Below are 17,174 nucleotides of genomic sequence, written 5' to 3'. Positions count from 1 at the left end.
CGGAGCGCCGACAGCCCGTGCTCGTGACGCGGACGTAGTCCACATGGCGGCGTCGAACGAGCAGAAGCATGCGTTCAGAGTACTGCTTGCCGAAGGATCCGTACGTGGCACTCCTCGCCGCCGCAGATCTTCCCGTGTCCCGGGAATGCAGACGACCCGCGAACTCTGGTTCCTCCGCCTCGGCGGAGGAGCCGGCCGGACGTACCGGCGAGCTCGCGGGTCGGGTGACTGCTTGGGATTGGGCCGGCTGCACGCTTCGCTCACGTGCTGGTCCGGCACCGCACTCGGTGTGGTGGCGAGCCGCTAGCCCGCAGTCACCTCACGCGTCCGGTATTCATACATCTGCCGAACCACCTCCCTTCTCGTGTAGCCCACACCCTAAGAACCGGTCCGCGCACGATCAACCGCTTTTTCGGCAGAGGCCGGTGATCTAGCGTTCCGTGCATGACAAATCGGCGCGCAATTCTCAGTGGTTCGACCTTCGAAGAGCAGATCGGATACGCCCGAGCCGTGGTCGACGGCGACTGGGTGCACGTCTCCGGGACCACCGGCTTCGACTACGCCACCATGACGATTTCCGACGACGTGGTCGAGCAGGCCGAGCAGTGTCTGCGGAACATCGGGGCGGCGCTCGCGGAGGCGGGGTGCGGGTTCTCCGATGTCGTACGGGTGCGGTATCTGCTGCCCGAGCGGGACGACTTCGAGCCGTGCTGGCCCGTGCTGCGGCGGGCGTTCGGGGAGGTGCGGCCGGCGGCGACGATGATGGTGGTCGGGCTTGCGGATCCGCGGATGAGGATCGAGATCGAGGTGTATGCGCGGCGGACCGGACTGCGGATCGAAGCCGTCGACTCGGAGGCCATGCTGGAGGAGTGGCGGTTCGTCCACAATGCGATCGTGCCGCCCGCCGCGATGTCTCTCGACGGGGCGCGGGAGCGGCTCGGGCGGTACCGGCTGGAGAACGCGTACCTCGGGGACGTCCTGGTCGGGTGCTCCACCGTGCGGCCGCCGGAGGGCGAGCAGGGCGTGGCGACGGTGATCGCGCGGGTGCTGCCCGAGTACCGGGGCCGGGGGTTCGGGGCGGCGTTGTACGAGAAGGGGCTGGCGCACGCGCGCGTGCTGGGCGCCGAAGCCGTCGAGACCTGTGTGCTGGCGGCCAATGAAGACGGGCTGCGATTCGCCGAGAAACGTGGATTCGTCGAGGTCGAGCGGTATGTGCTGGATGGCGAGACGGATCTGTGGATTGATCTTCGGCTGGCCGTGGGCGGATCATAGGTAGTGGCAGGGCGTACAACGATTCGTTCAATCTTGGGGAACTCGGTGTGTGCTGCATCACGTTCCAGTTAGATGATTGCGAGTGAGCGAACCGACGCGCCGTACGTGCGGACGCAGCTTGGCAGGGGGTCCAGGTGAGTGCTTCCCGGCGTAGTGGGACCACCGACGAGCTGGGGCCGGACGAGCCCGAGCGGGCCGGCCCGGTGGGTCCTGACGGCTCCGATCTGCTGGCCGCGCTGCTCGACGGGATGGATGCGGCGCTGTGTGCCTTCGATGCGGGCGGGGTCGTAACCCATTGGAATCGTGAGGCCGAGCGGATTCTCGGGTGGACCGCTGCCGAGGCGGTGGGGCGGCACGGGTTCGCCGGGTGGGCCGTGCGCAGTGCGGATGCCGAGGAGGTCGAGGGGCGGCTGATGTCCGCCATGGAGGCTCCCGGGCGGCAGGTGCACGAGTTCGCGTTGCTGACCAAGGACGGTGGGCGGGTGCTGGTGCGGACGCAGTCCGCGGCCGTGCGCGGGCCCGACGGGAAGCCTGCCGGTGTGTACTGCGCCTTCAGTGAGGTGCATGCGCAGATCGATCTGGAGCGGTCGATCGCGCTGAGTGAGGCGTTGTTCGAGGATGCGAGCTGGGGTGTGGTGCTGGTCGATGCCGATCTGCGGCCCGCCGTGGTGAATGCTCATGCGGCGCGTGCGCTCGGGATCGGGCGTACGTCGGCGTTGGGGCGGCCGCTGGGGGAGTTGCTCGCCCAGGGTGTGGAGGAGCTGGAGAGCGCGCTCACTCATGTGCTGGCGGAGGGTGCGCCGCCGGCGCCGGCGGAGATCTGGGTGAGTGTGCGTACGCCGGAGGGCGATCAGCGGCGGTGCTGGCGCTGCGGTTTCGTACGGCTGGCGTCGCCGCTTGCGGAGGAGCCGGTGCCGTTGGGGGTGGCCTGGCTCTTCCAGGATGTGACCGAGGGCAAGCAGGGCGAGCAGGAGGCGGCGCTGCTGCGGTTCCGGACGAATCAGCTGCACCGGGCGGCGCGGGCGGCCGCGGAGTGCGAGGACCCGGGCGAGGCGGCGACGGTGCATCTCGATTTCGCGCTCGCCGGGTTCGCCGACCATGCGCTGATCGACCGGGTGTCGGGCGGTGCGGTGGCCGACGGGTCGGCGGAGGGGCCCGTACGGCTGGTGCGGGTGGCCGCGACGCCGTCCGGGGCGCCGGGGCCGAGTGTGCTGACCGGGCAGGCGGGGTTGCCGGTGCGGTATGCGCAGGGGCATCCGGCGTTGCAGTGCGTGGAGCGGACGGGGTCGGTGCGGGCGAGCGTGGGTGCGGTGCCGGCCGAGCAGGCGCGGGAGTGGGCGCTGGCCCGGCAGTGGCCGGGGGATGCGGTGCATGCGTTGTGCGCGGTGCTGCGCAGTCGGGGGCGGACGTTGGGGGTCGTGACGTTCTTGCGGGGGAGTGGGCGGAGTCAGTTCGAGCGGGTGGATTCGGTGTACGCCGAGGATGTCGCCGTGCGGATTGCTGCGGCCTTGGATCTGGCGGGGGTTGCGGGGCGGGAGTAGGCGCCACCGGCGCTTTTCAGCGCTGGTAGAAGATCCGGTCCCCGTACTCCTCCATCACTCGGCGGTTCCACTCGTGGCCGCCGTCGACGTTTCCCGATCGCAGCAGTGGCGGCTCGATGCCGCGTTCGGCGAGTGCGCCCGCTGCCGTGGCCATGACGGCCTGCAGGATCGCGCTGGTGACGACGGTCGAGGCCGGGGCGAAGGGGGCCGGGACGGTGTCGACGGTGAGGGTCGCGTCGCCGATGGCGATCTTGGAGTCGAGGACGATGTCGCAGTGGTCGCGCAGGTAGGTGCCGGAGGTGTGCCGGGACCGGGTCTCGGTGGCGTAGGCGACCGAGGTCACGCCGATGACCTTCACGCCGAGCGTGCGGGCCTTCATGGCCATCTCGACGGGGAGGGCGTTGCGGCCGGAGAGGGAGATGATCACCAGGGCGTCCCCGGAGCGGAGCGGCGAGCAGTCCAGGACGGCGCTTGCGAGGCCGTCCACGCGCTCCAGGGCGGAGCCCAGCGTGGCCGGCATCACGTCGACGCCGACGACGCCCGGTACGGCGAGCAGGTTCATCAGGGCGAGGCCGCCCGCGCGGTAGACGACGTCCTGTGCGGCGAGGGAGGAGTGGCCGGCGCCGAAGGCGAAGAGGCGCCCGCCGTCCGCGACGGTGTCGGCGAGCAGGGTGCCGGCCGCCGTGATGGACTGTGTCTCCTCGTCCCGGACCCGTTGCAGGAGTTCGATCGCGGCGTCGAAGAACTGGTCGGCCAGTTTGCCGTCGCTCATGCGGGTCCTTCCGGGACGGTGGGGGGTGTCCGGGGCGCGGATGTGTCGCGGATCACCGTGCGGTCTGGACCAGTGCTGTGTCAATACGGGGTGAGTGCCTCCGCGTAACCCCGTGGTTTCAACGGCGCGGCACGGTTGTCAGTGGTATGCGTCAGAATTGAATCCAGGGCCAGCGCACGCGCCGGGAAGCTGTCGTGCTTCCGGCAGATCTCATCAAGGGGCACGTATGTCCGGACTGATCGACACCACGGAGATGTATCTCCGCACCATCCTCGAGCTGGAGGAGGAAGGTGTGGTCCCCATGCGCGCCCGGATCGCCGAGCGGCTGGACCAGAGCGGGCCGACCGTGAGTCAGACGGTGGCGCGGATGGAGCGGGACGGCCTGGTGTCCGTCGCGACGGACCGCCACCTGGAGCTCACGGACGAGGGCCGTCGGCTGGCCACGCGCGTGATGCGCAAGCACCGGCTCGCCGAGTGTCTGCTGGTCGACGTGATCGGCCTGGAGTGGGAGCAGGTGCATGCGGAGGCGTGCCGCTGGGAGCACGTGATGAGCGAGGCGGTGGAGCGGCGCGTGCTGGAGCTGCTGCGGCACCCGACCGAGTCGCCGTACGGCAACCCGATCCCGGGTCTGGAGGAGCTGGGCGAGAAGGACGGCGCGGACCCGTTCCTGGACGAGGGCATGGTGTCGCTGGCGGACCTTGACCCGGGGGTGGAGGGCAAGACGGTCGTGGTGCGCCGTATCGGTGAGCCGATCCAGACGGATGCGCAGCTGATGTACACGCTGCGGCGGGCGGGCGTGCAGCCCGGTTCGGTGGTGAGTGTGACGGAGTCGGCGGGCGGTGTGCTGGTGGGCAGCGGCGGTGAGGCGGCCGAGCTGGAGGCGGATGTCGCCTCGCATGTGTTCGTCGCCAAGCGCTGAGCGTTGACGGATCATCGGCGGATGATCGGCGGCGTACTGCTCCTCGTCTCGTCCCTGGCCTCGTAAGTGTCGTCAACTTCCGGTGTTCCAGGGGAATTTGAGGCACCCTGCGGGCTTGTCGTCGATCTCTTCGGCGCCGTGATTCGGTGCGTCGAAATCGCAGCGCTCGGACGATTCGCGTGCGAGGCTGTCGCGTGAGGCATATGACCGGAGGGGGCGGGAGGATGTGCCGCAGACGTGTGGAGGGCCCCGGCGCCGTGTGGCGCCGGGGCCTGTCCTCCCCTGTGCTGACCCGGAGCCCCGAGCTCTCAGGGTCATCCCCTTCGGACCGTTTTCCCCGAGCGGTCCGCCTCCCGCTGAAGATCTCCCCTCGGCGGCGGCGATCATTCCTCGGTCGAGGTCACTCGTACGAGGGGTGTTGCCCGCAGACACAGTATTTTCGAATACCCATTCGATAGTCTTCGGGTGACGGGTCACGCGGAATGTGCGCTTCAGGAGTGAGTGCACAAGAACTGAGCGCACGAGAACTGGGCGCACAGCAACAGGCAGCTGCACGGCACGGCAGGACACGGTTCACAGGACCGGCCGGCTCGAGCGGGAGCGAGCGGTCCGAGCGGAGCTAGGGGGGTGCCAGGACCATGGCGCGACGCATCGACGTGACCGGGGCGGGCGGCGTACGCCTCGCGGCCTGGGAGTTCGGCGACCCTCCCAAGACCGACCCGGCGAAAAGTGTGACGGAACCCGTGATTCCGGCACAGTTCTCCGGCGAGCAGGCCGGGCAAGTTCCGAGCGAGGACATCCCCGGTGTGCTGTTACTGCACGGTCTGATGGGCCGCGCCTCGCACTGGGCGTCCACCGCCCGCTGGCTCTCCGGGCGGCACCGCGCCGTCGCGCTCGACCAGCGCGGCCACGGCCAGAGCGACAAGCCACCGGAGGCCTCCTTCACACGTGAGGCCTACGTCGAGGACGCCGAGGCCGCCATCGAGCATCTCGGCCTCGCCCCGGCCGTCCTCATCGGCCACGCCATGGGCGCGCTGACCGCCTGGCAGCTCGCCGCCAAGCGCCCCGATCTGGTCCGCGGGGTGGTCATCTGCGACATGCGGGCCTCCGCGCTCGGCGCCGCCTCGCAGCGCGAATGGGCCGACTGGTTCAAGTCCTGGCCCGTGCCCTTCGCCACGCTCGCCGACGTACGCAAGTGGTTCGGCGAGGACGACCCCTGGGTGGAGCGGCCCAACCCGTCCCGCGGGGAGTTCTACGCCGAGGTGATGCACGAGTCGCCCGACGGCTGGCGCCCCGTCTTCGACTACGAGCAGATGCTCCGCTCCCGTGAGACCTGGGTGTACGACGCGCACTGGGAGGAGCTCGCCCAGGTGCAGTGCCCGGCGCTCGTCGTGCGCGGGCTCGACGGGGAACTCGGCCGGGCCGAGGCGCAGGAGATGGTCCGCGTGCTGCCCCGCGGGGAGTACGCGGAGGTGGCCGACGCCGGTCACCTCGTCCACTACGACCAGCCGGAGGCGTGGCGCGCGGCGATCGAACCCTTCCTCGACGCGGCGCTCACCCCCTAGGCAGGCCCGCCCCTCCAAGTGGATCCACCCCTGGACCCGGCTACCCCTTGCTGACCGCCGTCAGGATCTCCGGGAGGCGGGCCGCCGTCCGCGGGGCTGCCAGGCGTAGGCCTGACCAGGTGATCGTGGCGCCGTATGCCGCGCCCACCGGCAGCAGCAGCCAGCCCCACTGGTCGCCGTCCTTGGCCACGTTCACCCAGATCGTGGCCACGATGACGGGTGCGGAGAGCAGGGCCGCCGAGACCATGCCGCCGAAGATGGAGATCCAGGCGAGGCCGGTCTGCCCGGGGACCACGTTCTTGTAGCCCTCCTGCGGGATGGAGTACGGGAACCGTGCGGACGTCCATGCGCCGGTCGCCAGCATCGCGCCGAGCAGCGCCAAGGACAGGCCGAGCACCTCGGGCAGCCGGGGCCAGTCGCCGAGCATCGCGGTGGTCACGACGGTCACGAGGGTGGCGTACGGCAGGGTGATCACCAGCAGGGCGAGGGCCCGCCCGCGCAGCTCGACGTAGGCGTCCTGTGCGGAGGAAATAGTCGTGGCGACCATCCAGAACGCGGATGTGTCCTGCCCGAACTGGTTGTACATCTGGATGCCGAGCATCCCCGCGGCGAAGCACGCGAAGTAGATCGAGCCGGTGCCCTGCAGGGCATTGAACACGGGCACGATCAGGCCGATGGCCAGCGAAGTGACCCAGGCCGCCTTGGTCTTGGGGTCGCGCCAGATGTAGCGCAGGCTGCGTTCCATGACCGTGCCGGTGCGGCCCGCGGGCAGCAGGCGGGCGAGGCCGCCGGCGGTCCGTTCGCGGGCGGCGGGTTCGGCGGCCTGCAGGGTGGAGCCGTCGGGCGAGGTCATCAGCCGGGTCAGATGGCGTGACCACACGGCGAGCAGCAGCACCAACGCACCCACGCTCAGGGCCAGTTGGAGGACGGCGACACCGTACGACCCGTCGCTCACCGAGTCCACCGCGCCGACCGCCGACGCGGGCGGCACCCACTTCAGCACGTCGGCCACCGGGTCGAGTTGCGAGAGCCCGGACGAACCCAGGTGCTGCGCCCCGAAGTTGACCAGCTGCGCCCCGATCGCGATGACCAGCCCGCTCAGCACCGCGAGGTCACGGCCCTTGCGGCTGGTCAGCAGCCGGATGTTGGCGGCGGCGACGGCCCGCGCCAGGGCCACGCACACCAGCAGCCCGAGGACGACGGCGACGACACCGACGGCGTACGCCGCCCCGCCGTGCGCGACCGCGATCACCGAACCGGCCAGCAGAAGCAGCGTGAACAGCGGCCCGATGCCCACCAGCGAGGCCGCAAGCAGCGCCCGCACCAGCGGCCGGGGCCGCAGCGGCAGCATCACAAGGCGGGTCGGGTCGAGTGTCTCGTCGCCGCCCGGGAAGAACAGCGGCATCACCGCCCAGCCCAGCGCCAGTACGGCCACCAGCAGCACGGTCACGGGCAGGGCGTGCGTGTTCCCGTGCAGCGCGATCAGCCCGAGCAGCTGCAGCGCCCCGAAGAGCACCACGACGACGGCCGAGGCGACGTAGGCGGCCCGCCGCCCGCCGGACTGCCTGAGCCCGTTGCGCAGCAGGGACAGCTTCAGCCGTACGACGAGGGGAGTGACGTTGACGTCCGTCATCGCGCCCCGCCGCCCAGCCAGTCCAGGTTCGACGCCGTGTCGCGACCGCCCGCACCGACGAGTTCGAGGAACGCCTGCTGCAGCGAAGCCGACTCCCCGCGGACCTCGGCGAGCGTGCCGTGCGCCCGGATGCGGCCGGCGGCCATCACGGCCACCCAGTCGCACAGGGACTCGACGAGCTCCATGACATGGGAGGAGAAGACGACGGTCGCGCCGGAGGCCGTGTAGCGCTCCAGGACCCCTCGGATGGTCTGGGCGGACACCGGGTCGACGCCCTCGAACGGCTCGTCGAGGAAGAGCACTTCGGGATTGTGGAGGAGCGCCGCCGCGAGCCCGATCTTCTTGCGCATGCCGGTCGAGTAGTCGACGACGAGCTTGTGCTGGGCGCCGGCCAGGTCGAGCACATCGAGAAGCTGAGTGGCCCGCTTGTCGACCTCGGCCCCCGGCAGCCCGCGCAACCGCCCGCTGTACGCGAGCAGTTCCCGCCCGGACAACCGCTCGAACAGCCGCAACCCCTCCGGCAGCACCCCGATCCGCGCCTTCACCGCCACCGGATCCCGCCACACGTCATGCCCGACGACCTCGACACTCCCCTGATCGGGCCGCAGCAACCCGGTCACCATGGAGAGAGTCGTGGTCTTCCCCGCCCCGTTCGGCCCGACGAGCCCGATGAACTTCCCTGCGGGCAGTTCCAGATCGATCCCGGCAACGGCAACTTGCTGCCCGAATCGTTTCCACAGTCCTTGTACGCGTACGGCGGCTGAGGTCATGGATCAACCCTACGGCGGGGCACCACCCTCAAGGGGCGCGGGGAACTGCGCGAGCAACCACGAACAACCCGCACCCGCCGAACTACCGATCCCGCCCACACGCATAGGCGAGCGGCGAAATCAATTCCTCCGCATCCGGCAGCCACCGGTTGGCAGGCGTAGGCCGGCAGGCCCACTGCACGGCCCCCCGAGAGCCGTACCGCGTGGGAGGCCCGGCCACATACGACCCCTCGCCCAGCGCAACGAGATTGAGAGACGAGGGCGACCAGCCCAACTTCCGCACCAGCTCCGGCACCTTCACCGCCGCACCCGGCAACACAAAGAAGTGCATCCGACGATCCGGCGTCAACGTCACAGGACCGAGCGTCAACTCCATGCGCTCCATGCGCGCCAGCGCGAGGAACCCCGCGGTCTCGGCGACCTCGATCGCGTCGAACGTCCGCCCCGTCGGCAGCAGAATCGACGCCGTCGGCTGCTTCTGCCACATCCGGCGGGCAACGGTCGCGCTGCCCGTCGCCAGCGTCGCCCAGTCCTCGCGCGCCGCATGCGCGCCGGGTGCGGCGCATGCGGGGTCGCCGCAGGAGCAGTGCTGCACTCCGTCGACGGCTTCCAGCCAGGTGCCGGGGAAGACGTCCCAGTGGCGCTCCTCGGCGTAGCGTACGGCGGTCTCCTGCAGCGATTCCCCACGCTGCTTCGGAATCTGAGCGGCTTCGGGGCCGGCGATCGTCTCTTCCACGGTGAACTCAACTCCCGCATACACCTGGAGTTACGGGGGTAGCGCGCGCGGGGGAGGAGCATTGATTCCGTATCTGGGGCGCATGGATGCACGTGTGGGGGCGCGCGGGAGGAACCTCGGCCTGGGCTGGGTAGCCACGTGTGGGGTCGGCATCAGCCTTTACCCCGGCAATCCGCGCAAGCCTCGCATTTAAGTGATCTCGGCGGGGCATTGATCTTCACGGCCGGATGTTTTCGCTTTCAGGGCTTGGTCCCAGGGGGTAGCCATGGCCGCAAGGCCTCTCGTCGCGCGACAGCCGAACGAACGGTTGCAGGCGCTCATCCAGGAGGCGGGGTGCTCGAACGCCGGGCTCGCCCGCCGGGTCAACATGTGCGGCGCCGAGCACGGCCTCGACCTGCGCTACGACAAGACGTCCGTGGCCCGTTGGCTGCGCGGGCAGCAGCCGCGGGGCCGGGCGCCCGCGATCATCGCGGAGGCGCTGGGCCGCAAACTCGGCCGCACGGTGACGATCGACGAGATCGGCATGGCCAACGGCAAAAACCTTGCTTCAGGAGTCGGGCTCCAGTTCTCGCCGACCGTACTGGGAGCCATCGAGCAGGTCTGTGAGCTGTGGCGCAGTGATGTGGGGCGCCGGGACTTCCTGTCCGGTTCGTCCGTCGCCGCGTCAGCGCTCGTCGAGCCGAGCCGTGACTGGCTGATCTCCTCGCCCGACTCGCAGGTCTCGCGCTCGGCGGGACCGCGGGTGGGACAGTCCGACGTGGCGGCCGTGCGCGCGATGACGCAGGCGCTGGTGGATCTGGATCATCAGTACGGCAGCGGGCATGTGCGCCCGGTCGTCGTGCACTACCTCAACAGCGTCGTCTCGGGGCTGCTCGCGGGGTCGTACCGGGAGGCGGTCGGCCGCGATCTGTTCGCCGCGGTGGCCCGACTCACCGAGCTCGCGGGCTACATGGCCGTCGACACCGGTCAACCGGGCCTCGCCCAGCGGTACTACATCCAGGCCCTGCGGCTCGCACAGGCCGCCGGAGACCGCGGATACGGCGGGTACGTTCTCGCCGCCTCCATGAGCCACCTCGCCGCGCAGCTCGGAAACCCGCGTGAGATCGCGCAGTTGGCACGGGCGGCGCAGGAGGGGGCGCGTGGGCGTGTGACACCGCGCGCGGAGGCGATGTTCTACGCGGCCGAGGCGCGCGGGCACGCGTTGATGGGCGATGCGCGGGCGGCCCAGACGGCGTCCGGGCGGGCGGTCACGGCGCTGGAGTCCGCCGACTCCTCCTCCGGGGACGACCCGGCGTGGATCGCGCACTTCGACGAGGCGTATCTGGCCGACGAGTTGGCGCACTGCCACCGGGACCTCGGGCAGGCCGAGGCGGCGGCGCGGCGCGCGCAGGAGGCCCTGGCCGGGCTGCCCGAGACCAAGGCGCGCAGGCGGGCCATCGGGTACGTCCTGCTGGCCACCGCGCTGGTCCAGCAGCGCGAGGTCGAGCAGGCCTGCCACACGGGACTGAAGGCCGTGGAGCTCCTGGAGTCCCTCCGCTCCAACCGGGGCGCCGAGTACCTGGAGGACTTCCAGCAGCGGCTGGAGCCGTACCAGGACGAGCCGGTGGTGCGGGAGTTCGGGGCGCGGCTGGAGCTGCAGGCGGCTGCGTGAACCCGCGGGAAACGGCCGGTTGCCGTTCGGGAGCGGGCGGAGAGGGTGACAGATACAGCGGTCTGTAGAGCGGTTTTGTTACTGCTGTCACAGGGAAGGGGGTTGCGCCCTGAGCTGCGTGGCACCCGGCTCGGGGGACCCGGTAGCGTGAGCCGACGATTCCGAAGGTCCCCCATTCGTAGGAGTCCCGGTGACGCAGAGTGGACAGGGCGAGGAGCCCTCGCCGCGCGAAGCGCGCGAAGGCATCGTGCTGCCCTCCGACGGCGGCGAGCCCCTGCTGCCGGGCATGCTGGGCGCACAGGGGCCGACCGGCCCGCAGGCCGGTCCCTATGCCGGACCGCAGTCCGGTCACTACGGCGGACCGCAGCCCGGTAACTCCGCCGGGCCGCAGGCCGGGCCGTACAACGGGCAGCAGGCGGGCTCGTACGGCGGTCACCAGACCGGCCCGTACGGCGCCCCGCAGACCCCGGCCGCGGCCCCGCCCGGCGGCCAGGCCTGGGGCACGCCCTGGGGCCCCGACCAGCAGCAGAGCCCGGCCCCGCCGCCGGGCGAGGGCTGGCCGACACCGCCGGCCCAGGCGTGGGGAGCTCCCGACCAGCAGCAGTCGCCGCCCCCTGACCAGTGGGGTGCGCCCGCGTCCGGTGCGTTGCCCACGGAGGGCGCCCCGGCTCCGTCGTACGGCGGGCAGCCCGCGATATCGCAGCCACCGGCGAGCCCGCCCCTGCCGCCCGCCGACCCGTACGGCGCTTCCGCGCCGGGTGCGGCCCTGCCGCCCGCCGGGCACGGGGGGCCTGCCGCTCCGCTGCCGCCCGCCGACTCGTACGGCGCTGGTGCCCCCGGCGCGCCGCTGCCGCCCGCCCACCCCGGTGCCTACGGACCTCCCGCCATCTCAGGCGGCTTCGCTGGCTCCGCCCTTCCGCCCGCTGCGGACGACGGGGCCACCCAGTACATACCGCCCGTCGCTGCCGTATCCGATATGGAAGGGGCGACGCAGTACATTCCGCCGGTCGCGCCGGGGGCGCTGCCGCCCGAGGTGGGCGGGGGCGGATCGGTCTCCGAGGGGACGCAGTTCCTGGGGCATGCGCCGCACGCGGTGGGGCCCGACTCCGAGGCCACGCAGTACATACCGCCGGTGACCGGGCAGGCGCCGTACGGCATGCCGCAGGGCGGGGACCGGCAGCCGCCCGCCGAGTTCGACAACCTGTTCCGCAGCGCGCCGGGCGGCGAGAGCCCGGCGCAGGCCACCCAGCAGCTGCCGCGCTTCCAGCAGCCGCCCCAGCAGGCCGCCTACGCCCCCCACCAGCCCGCGTACGCCCCGCCGGGCGACGACGGAGGCAGTGGCCGCGGCGGCCGGAGCGGGGCGCGGGTGCCGCTCATCGCCGCCATCGGCATCGGCATCGTCGTGCTCGGCGTGGGCGCCGGAGCGATGCTCAGCGGTGGCGGCGGCGACGGCAAGGACAAGAACCAGACCGTGTCCGCCACGGCCCCGGCGACCGACGGATCCGCCTCGTCCGCCGTCGATGCGGCCAAGCAGCAGGCCGTCGCCCTGGACAAGCTGCTGGCCGACAGCGGCAGCAGCCGGGCCTCGGTGATCCAGGCGGTGGCGAGTGTGAAGGGGTGCAACAACCTCGGCCAGGCCGCCTCCGACCTGCGCGGCGCGGCCAAGCAGCGCACCGAGCTGGTCACCCGGCTGTCCGGCCTGTCCGTCGACAAGCTCCCGAACCACGCCGCGCTGACCACCGCCCTCACCAAGGCATGGCAGGCGTCCGCGGCGGCCGACAACCACTACGCGGCCTGGGCCGACCAGGTCGGCGGCAAGAAGGGCTGCAGGAAGAGCCAGGCCCGCGCCACCGGCCAGACCCGGGCCGGCAACGCGGCGAGCGGCACCGCCAGCCAGCAGAAGGTCAAGGCGGCCCAGCTGTGGAACGCCATCGCGAAGACATACGGCCTGAACCAGCGCCAGCCGGTCCAGCTGTGAGCGCCCGCTGAGGGAGCGGACGTGAGCGTCAGTTCACGTCCGCGCTCTCCAGCGTCTTCGTCGCGTCCACGAACCCCTTCTTCGCCGCCACGAGCTGCCCCTGGCGCACGATCTGAAGCGTCACGTCGGCGTTGACCAGGCGGGAGAAACCGATGGCGGCCAGCGGGCTCTCGGAGGCCCACTGCAGCGTGGGCGTGAGTCCGCCCGTGGTGACCTTCAGCCCGTCGTCGAGGGCCTTGCGCACGGTGTCGGAGGTCACGTCACCGCTGCCCAGCGACGCGACGACGGCCTTGAACACGGTGTACGCGATCCAGGTCGTCTGCACCCCGGTGTCCGCGGCGTCGATGCGGTTGTCGCCGAAGGCCTGCTCCTGGATCACCTTCTTCATGGCGTCCCAGCGCGGGTCGCTCGACGCCGGGTACCAGCCGGTGACGTACGACCCCTCGTACGGGCCCGAGGGCCCGCCGGACTCGTTGATCACCGTCTGGTCGACGCTGTCGAGGGTGGCGGCGGTCTTCACCGCGGGGTAGTCCTGGCGGTCGCGCCGGAAGGAGTCCATGAAGGTGTCGGTGCGGTCCCCGAGCGCGGGAACCACGCACCCCTTCTTCGCCAGGTTGCCGGTCGTGGCCTTCAGCGCTCGCTGCGAGGGCCCCGAGTACTCGGTGGTGTCGTCCGCCGCCCGCTGGTCGATCGCGTCGGCGTGCCCGCCGGCCTTCAGACCGGAGTCGAGCAGGGCGGGCAGCTCGTCACCCGCGATGCTGTCGGGCCGTACGAGCGCGACGGGGCCGCAGCTGTCGGCGAGTTCCTTGCCGAGGCCGGCCAGCAGGGCGGGCTGGCCGCCGTTGACGGGGTAGGACATGGGGCTGGTGAACTCGGTGGTGGTGACGCCGTAGCCGCCTATGTAGGGGATGCCGGAGCCCTCCAGCTCGGGGAGGTAGGTGTCGGCGTACTGGCTGTAGGAGCCGACGACCGCGACGACGTTCTCCTTGACGGCGGTCCGGGCGCACTTCGCGGCGGCCACGCTGTCGTTGTGCTCGTTGCAGGTCAGGACGTTCAGCTTGCGGCCGTTGATGCCGCCGTGGGCGTTGATCCAGCGGGCGTAGGCCTGCGCGAAGGCGGGCATGCCGGGCTTGTTGGTCGCCTTGGTGTCCGAAGGGGCCCAGGTCATGACGGTGATCGGGTCATCCCCGGAGCCCCCCGTGGCACCGGGGATGACCCCGCATCCGGCGGCGAGCGACGCACACACGGCCAGCGCCCCCGCCGACAGGGCGGTGGCTCGGAGCGGCCGGGTGCGGGTGGGGAGGAAGGTGCTGCGATTGCGTCGCCTGCCGGTCATGGACACACACGTTTCCGCCACACCGCCAACCCGAGGGTGACCTTCGGTTATGGACCGGTGACGTAAAGGTGAATTACGGGGGTCGGTCAGACGCTCGAGCGGGAGAACGTACGATCGATGACCGTGCAAGGTTCGGAGAACTCTTCCCGTCGCGGCCGTCGCTCCTCCACCATGGGCGGCATGCCACTGAACGACATGCCGTGGTGGCGCTGGCGCAGCAATGTGCGCTCCGCGCTGCACATGCTCTCCGATCCGGCGTTCCAGCAGAACGTCTGGCTGGCCGGCGTCGACGGATACGGGGACGTGACCGACGCCGTGTACCGGCTGGTCGAGGACACCTGGCTGGACAACTGGTCCGCCGAGAAATACGTCGGCACGATCTTCCGGGACTCCCAGGAGGCGGCCCTCGTCGACACCGCCGTGCTCCGGGTGCTGCGGATCATGCACCAGGTCGGGCCCGACGCCGCGGTCTCCGCGTACGTCGAGAACCAGGCCTGGCCGGAGGCGGTCCGGGCGGCCCGGGACGCGCATGTGCGGATGGCCATGGCCGACGGGGAGGACCCGGACGTGCCGCCGCGCACGCTCGAAGTGCTGCGGATCATGACGAGGTCCGCGTAGCGGACTCCGGCCCGGGCGGGGGCTCACTTATGGGACCCTGTCCTGCATGAACGAGCAGTCCACCCGAGTCGCAGCGCCCGCCGACCAGTACGTCCTCACGATCTCCTGCCCCGACAAGCCGGGCATCGTGCACGCCGTGTCGAGCTACCTCTTCATGACCGGCTGCAACATCGAGGACAGTCAGCAGTTCGGCGACCACGACACGGGTCTGTTCTTCATGCGTGTCCACTTCTCGGCGGAGGCGCCGGTGACGGTGGACAAACTGCGGGCGAGCTTCGCCGCGATCGGTGACTCCTTCCGCATGGACTGGCAGATCAACCGGGCCGACGAGAAGATGCGGATCGTCCTGCTGGTCAGCAAGTTCGGCCACTGCCTGAACGATCTGCTGTTCCGGGCGCGTATCGGTGCGCTGCCGGTGGAGATCGCGGCTGTGGTGTCCAACCACACGGATTTCGCCGAGCTGGTGGGCTCGTACGACATCCCCTTCCACCACATTCCGGTGACGAAGGACACGAAGGCCGACGCTGAGGCGCGGCTGCTGGAGATCGTTCGGGAGAACGATGTCGAGCTGGTGGTGCTGGCTCGGTACATGCAGGTGCTGTCCGACGATCTGTGCAAGCAGTTGAACGGGCGGATCATCAATATCCACCACTCATTCCTGCCGAGCTTCAAGGGTGCGAAGCCGTATCACCAGGCGCATGCGCGGGGTGTGAAGCTGATCGGGGCGACTGCGCACTACGTGACCGCCGACCTGGATGAGGGGCCGATCATCGAGCAGGAAGTTGAGCGCGTGGGGCATGACGTGACGCCGGATCAGTTGGTTGCGGTCGGGCGGGACGTGGAGTGCCAGGCGCTGGCGCGGGCCGTGAAGTGGCATGCCGAGCGGCGGATTTTGCTGAATGGGCGGCGGACGGTCGTGTTCGCCTAGTAGCTCGGGGGGTTCGGTTGCCGGGCGGGTGCGGGTGCGTCGTGGTTGCTCGCGCAGTTCCCCGCGCCCCTAACAGCCGTGCAGTGGCCCCACGGTTTTCAGGGGCGCGGGGAACTGCGCGACCAGCCCCCACCCACCCGCACTCGCCGACGAATCCGCAACCCACTCCTACATCCGGCTCAAGCTCGCCGCCGCGAACAGCACATCCCTGATCGCCTCGCGGTCACCGCCCTGCCCTGCTGCCGCCTCCGCAGGAGACACGTGCCCCGCCGCCAGCCGGCAGAACTCCACGCCGTCCAGGGCCACATGCGCCACCTCATGCTCGGCAGAGCCTCGCGCCGCCGGGGAGTCCAGCGGGATCAGCCACTCGCCGCCGCCCAGGCCCTCGATCTCCAGGCGGAGGCTGCGGCCCGGCTCGCCCGCCGGGACGAGGTGGCGGTGGTGGGGAGGTGCCGCCAGGCCGGCCTGGCGGCGGGCCGCGAGTGCCGTCGGCAGGACGCGTGCCGCCAGGTCAATCATGCCGTGCAGATGGCGCGGGGACGGCGGCCCGTACGGGTAGTCGACCGCCTCGGCGATGTCCTCCGCATGCACCCAGCACTCGAAGGCCCGGTCCAGCATCGCGTCCTGCAGCGGCAGCTCGAAGTCGCCGTAGGAGACGGCCAGCCGGGCGGGGCCCGAGTCGCTGGTGAAGGCCACGGTGCGGACCAGGTCATGGGTCTGCTCGCGCCAGGGGGCCCGGACGGCACGGGTGGGCGGGAAGTGCGAGGTGCGCCAGTACGCCTCGGTGCGGGCCCGGGGTGTGGGGCTCGCGGCTGCGACGTCACCGAGCGGGTCGTCCAGGCCGAGGGCGACCGCGACCAGCCCGTCGACCGTCAGCAGGTGGGCGATGACCCCGGCGACCGTCGTACGACGGGTCATCGGGCCCTCGCCCTCGAACCAGCGCAGCCGCACGGGCGCATGCCACTCGGCGTCCCCGATGTCCTGCAGCAGGGCGTCCAGCCGGGCGGTCTCGGCGTCGTACGGAGCCGCCCACTCGGGCACCGGGATGCGTGGCGGGCGCCGGTCGAGGCAGCCGTCCAGGACGCGGGTGCGCAGGGCCGGGTCCAGGTCGAGGCTCTCCGGCTGGTGCAGCAGGCCGACCGCCTCGCGCAGCCGCAGCGCCTCGTCGGCGCAGGTGCCGCAGTCGCCCAGGTGGACCTCGACGGCCGCCGTCTCCTCCGGCGAGCAGGCGGCCAGGGCCCATGCGCCGAGGAGCGACTTCAGGACGCGGTGCTCCAGGACCAGCGGGGCGGGCTGCGGCGCCAGGCCTCCCAGGACTCCCAAGCCTCCTAGGTGTATTGCCCTGAGAGGTTAGGAACGCGGCTGGCGGGTGGCTGGCCCTTCAGCGCGGTGTGTCCGCGGTGGTGATTGTAGGTGTGCAGCCAGCCGGCGAATGCTGCGTGCCGTTCAGCCTGC

14 protein-coding genes and 1 pseudogene are annotated in these 17,174 nt (G+C 71.0%); 8 read left to right on the top strand and 7 right to left on the bottom strand.

What is annotated here, in order from left to right; translation table 11 throughout:
* Positions 1-444: 444 nt before the first annotated feature.
* Positions 445-1,272 (top strand): GNAT family N-acetyltransferase, encoded by an 828-nt coding sequence (locus P2Q00_RS37350; RefSeq protein ID WP_275778576.1) that lies wholly within the window; start codon positions 445-447, stop codon positions 1,270-1,272.
* A 134-nt stretch (positions 1,273-1,406) separates the two neighbouring features.
* Entirely contained in the window at positions 1,407-2,813 is a 1,407-nt protein-coding gene (locus P2Q00_RS37345; RefSeq protein WP_275778575.1) for a PAS domain-containing protein, read from the top strand.
* Between the two features lie 16 nt (positions 2,814-2,829).
* Here the strand turns inward: P2Q00_RS37345 and P2Q00_RS37340 are convergent, their stop codons facing one another.
* On the bottom strand, positions 2,830-3,585 hold the full coding sequence (locus P2Q00_RS37340) for an SIS domain-containing protein (RefSeq protein WP_275778574.1): 756 nt from the start codon (positions 3,583-3,585) through the stop codon (positions 2,830-2,832).
* 226 nt (positions 3,586-3,811) lie between these two features.
* On the opposite strand from P2Q00_RS37340, the gene P2Q00_RS37335 reads away from it, so the two are divergent.
* On the top strand, positions 3,812-4,504 hold the full coding sequence (locus P2Q00_RS37335) for an iron-dependent transcriptional repressor DtxR (RefSeq protein WP_062703554.1): 693 nt from the start codon (positions 3,812-3,814) through the stop codon (positions 4,502-4,504).
* Between the two features lie 638 nt (positions 4,505-5,142).
* Entirely contained in the window at positions 5,143-6,069 is a 927-nt protein-coding gene (locus P2Q00_RS37330; protein ID WP_275778573.1) for an alpha/beta fold hydrolase, read from the top strand.
* Positions 6,070-6,109: 40 nt separating this feature from the next.
* Here P2Q00_RS37330 and P2Q00_RS37325 read toward each other — a convergent pair whose 3' ends face one another.
* From P2Q00_RS37325 to P2Q00_RS37315, 3 genes are all read right to left on the bottom strand, one after another.
* Positions 6,110-7,702: a transporter gene (locus P2Q00_RS37325; protein ID WP_275778572.1), complete on the bottom strand. Its 1,593-nt coding sequence runs from the start codon at positions 7,700-7,702 to the stop codon at positions 6,110-6,112.
* The gene (locus P2Q00_RS37320) at positions 7,699-8,472 is read right to left on the bottom strand and encodes an ABC transporter ATP-binding protein (RefSeq protein ID WP_275778571.1); all 774 of its coding nucleotides are present in this window, start codon (positions 8,470-8,472) and stop codon (positions 7,699-7,701) included. Before P2Q00_RS37320 ends, P2Q00_RS37325 begins: the two co-directional genes overlap by 4 nt.
* A gap of 82 nt (positions 8,473-8,554) precedes the next feature.
* A complete protein-coding gene (locus P2Q00_RS37315) occupies positions 8,555-9,208 on the bottom strand; it encodes a bifunctional DNA primase/polymerase (protein WP_275778570.1) in 654 nt (217 codons plus the stop codon).
* Between the two features lie 265 nt (positions 9,209-9,473).
* Between P2Q00_RS37315 and P2Q00_RS37310 the strand changes: the two genes are divergently transcribed.
* On the top strand, positions 9,474-10,859 hold the full coding sequence (locus P2Q00_RS37310; protein WP_275778569.1) for an NsdA family TPR-like regulatory protein: 1,386 nt from the start codon (positions 9,474-9,476) through the stop codon (positions 10,857-10,859).
* Between the two features lie 190 nt (positions 10,860-11,049).
* Positions 11,050-12,837: a hypothetical protein gene (locus P2Q00_RS37305; protein ID WP_275778568.1), complete on the top strand. Its 1,788-nt coding sequence runs from the start codon at positions 11,050-11,052 to the stop codon at positions 12,835-12,837.
* A 28-nt stretch (positions 12,838-12,865) separates the two neighbouring features.
* Here P2Q00_RS37305 and P2Q00_RS37300 read toward each other — a convergent pair whose 3' ends face one another.
* Positions 12,866-14,173 carry an ABC transporter substrate-binding protein gene (locus tag P2Q00_RS37300; protein ID WP_275778567.1) on the bottom strand — a complete coding sequence of 436 codons (1,308 nt, stop codon included), beginning with the start codon at positions 14,171-14,173 and terminating at the stop codon, positions 12,866-12,868.
* Positions 14,174-14,290: 117 nt separating this feature from the next.
* Here P2Q00_RS37300 and P2Q00_RS37295 point away from each other — a divergent pair, with 117 nt between their 5' ends.
* Together P2Q00_RS37295 and purU are read left to right on the top strand one after the other, a co-directional pair.
* On the top strand, positions 14,291-14,791 hold the full coding sequence (locus tag P2Q00_RS37295) for an SCO4402 family protein (RefSeq protein ID WP_275778566.1): 501 nt from the start codon (positions 14,291-14,293) through the stop codon (positions 14,789-14,791).
* A gap of 46 nt (positions 14,792-14,837) precedes the next feature.
* A complete protein-coding gene (gene purU, locus P2Q00_RS37290) occupies positions 14,838-15,719 on the top strand; it encodes a formyltetrahydrofolate deformylase (protein WP_275778565.1) in 882 nt (293 codons plus the stop codon).
* A 168-nt stretch (positions 15,720-15,887) separates the two neighbouring features.
* Here purU and P2Q00_RS37285 read toward each other — a convergent pair whose 3' ends face one another.
* Positions 15,888-17,042, bottom strand: a complete 1,155-nt coding sequence (locus P2Q00_RS37285) for a maleylpyruvate isomerase N-terminal domain-containing protein (RefSeq protein WP_275778564.1) — start codon at positions 17,040-17,042, stop codon at positions 15,888-15,890.
* Between the two features lie 5 nt (positions 17,043-17,047).
* A pseudogene (locus tag P2Q00_RS37280) lies at positions 17,048-17,174 on the bottom strand (IS481 family transposase); the annotation flags it as partial.

This window comes from Streptomyces coacervatus, assembly GCF_029223485.1.
GTDB classification, from domain to species: Bacteria; Actinomycetota; Actinomycetes; order Streptomycetales; family Streptomycetaceae; genus Streptomyces; species Streptomyces coacervatus.
Note: the sequence above shows the minus strand (reverse complement) of the source record. Positions and strands in the feature narration are given on the sequence as shown.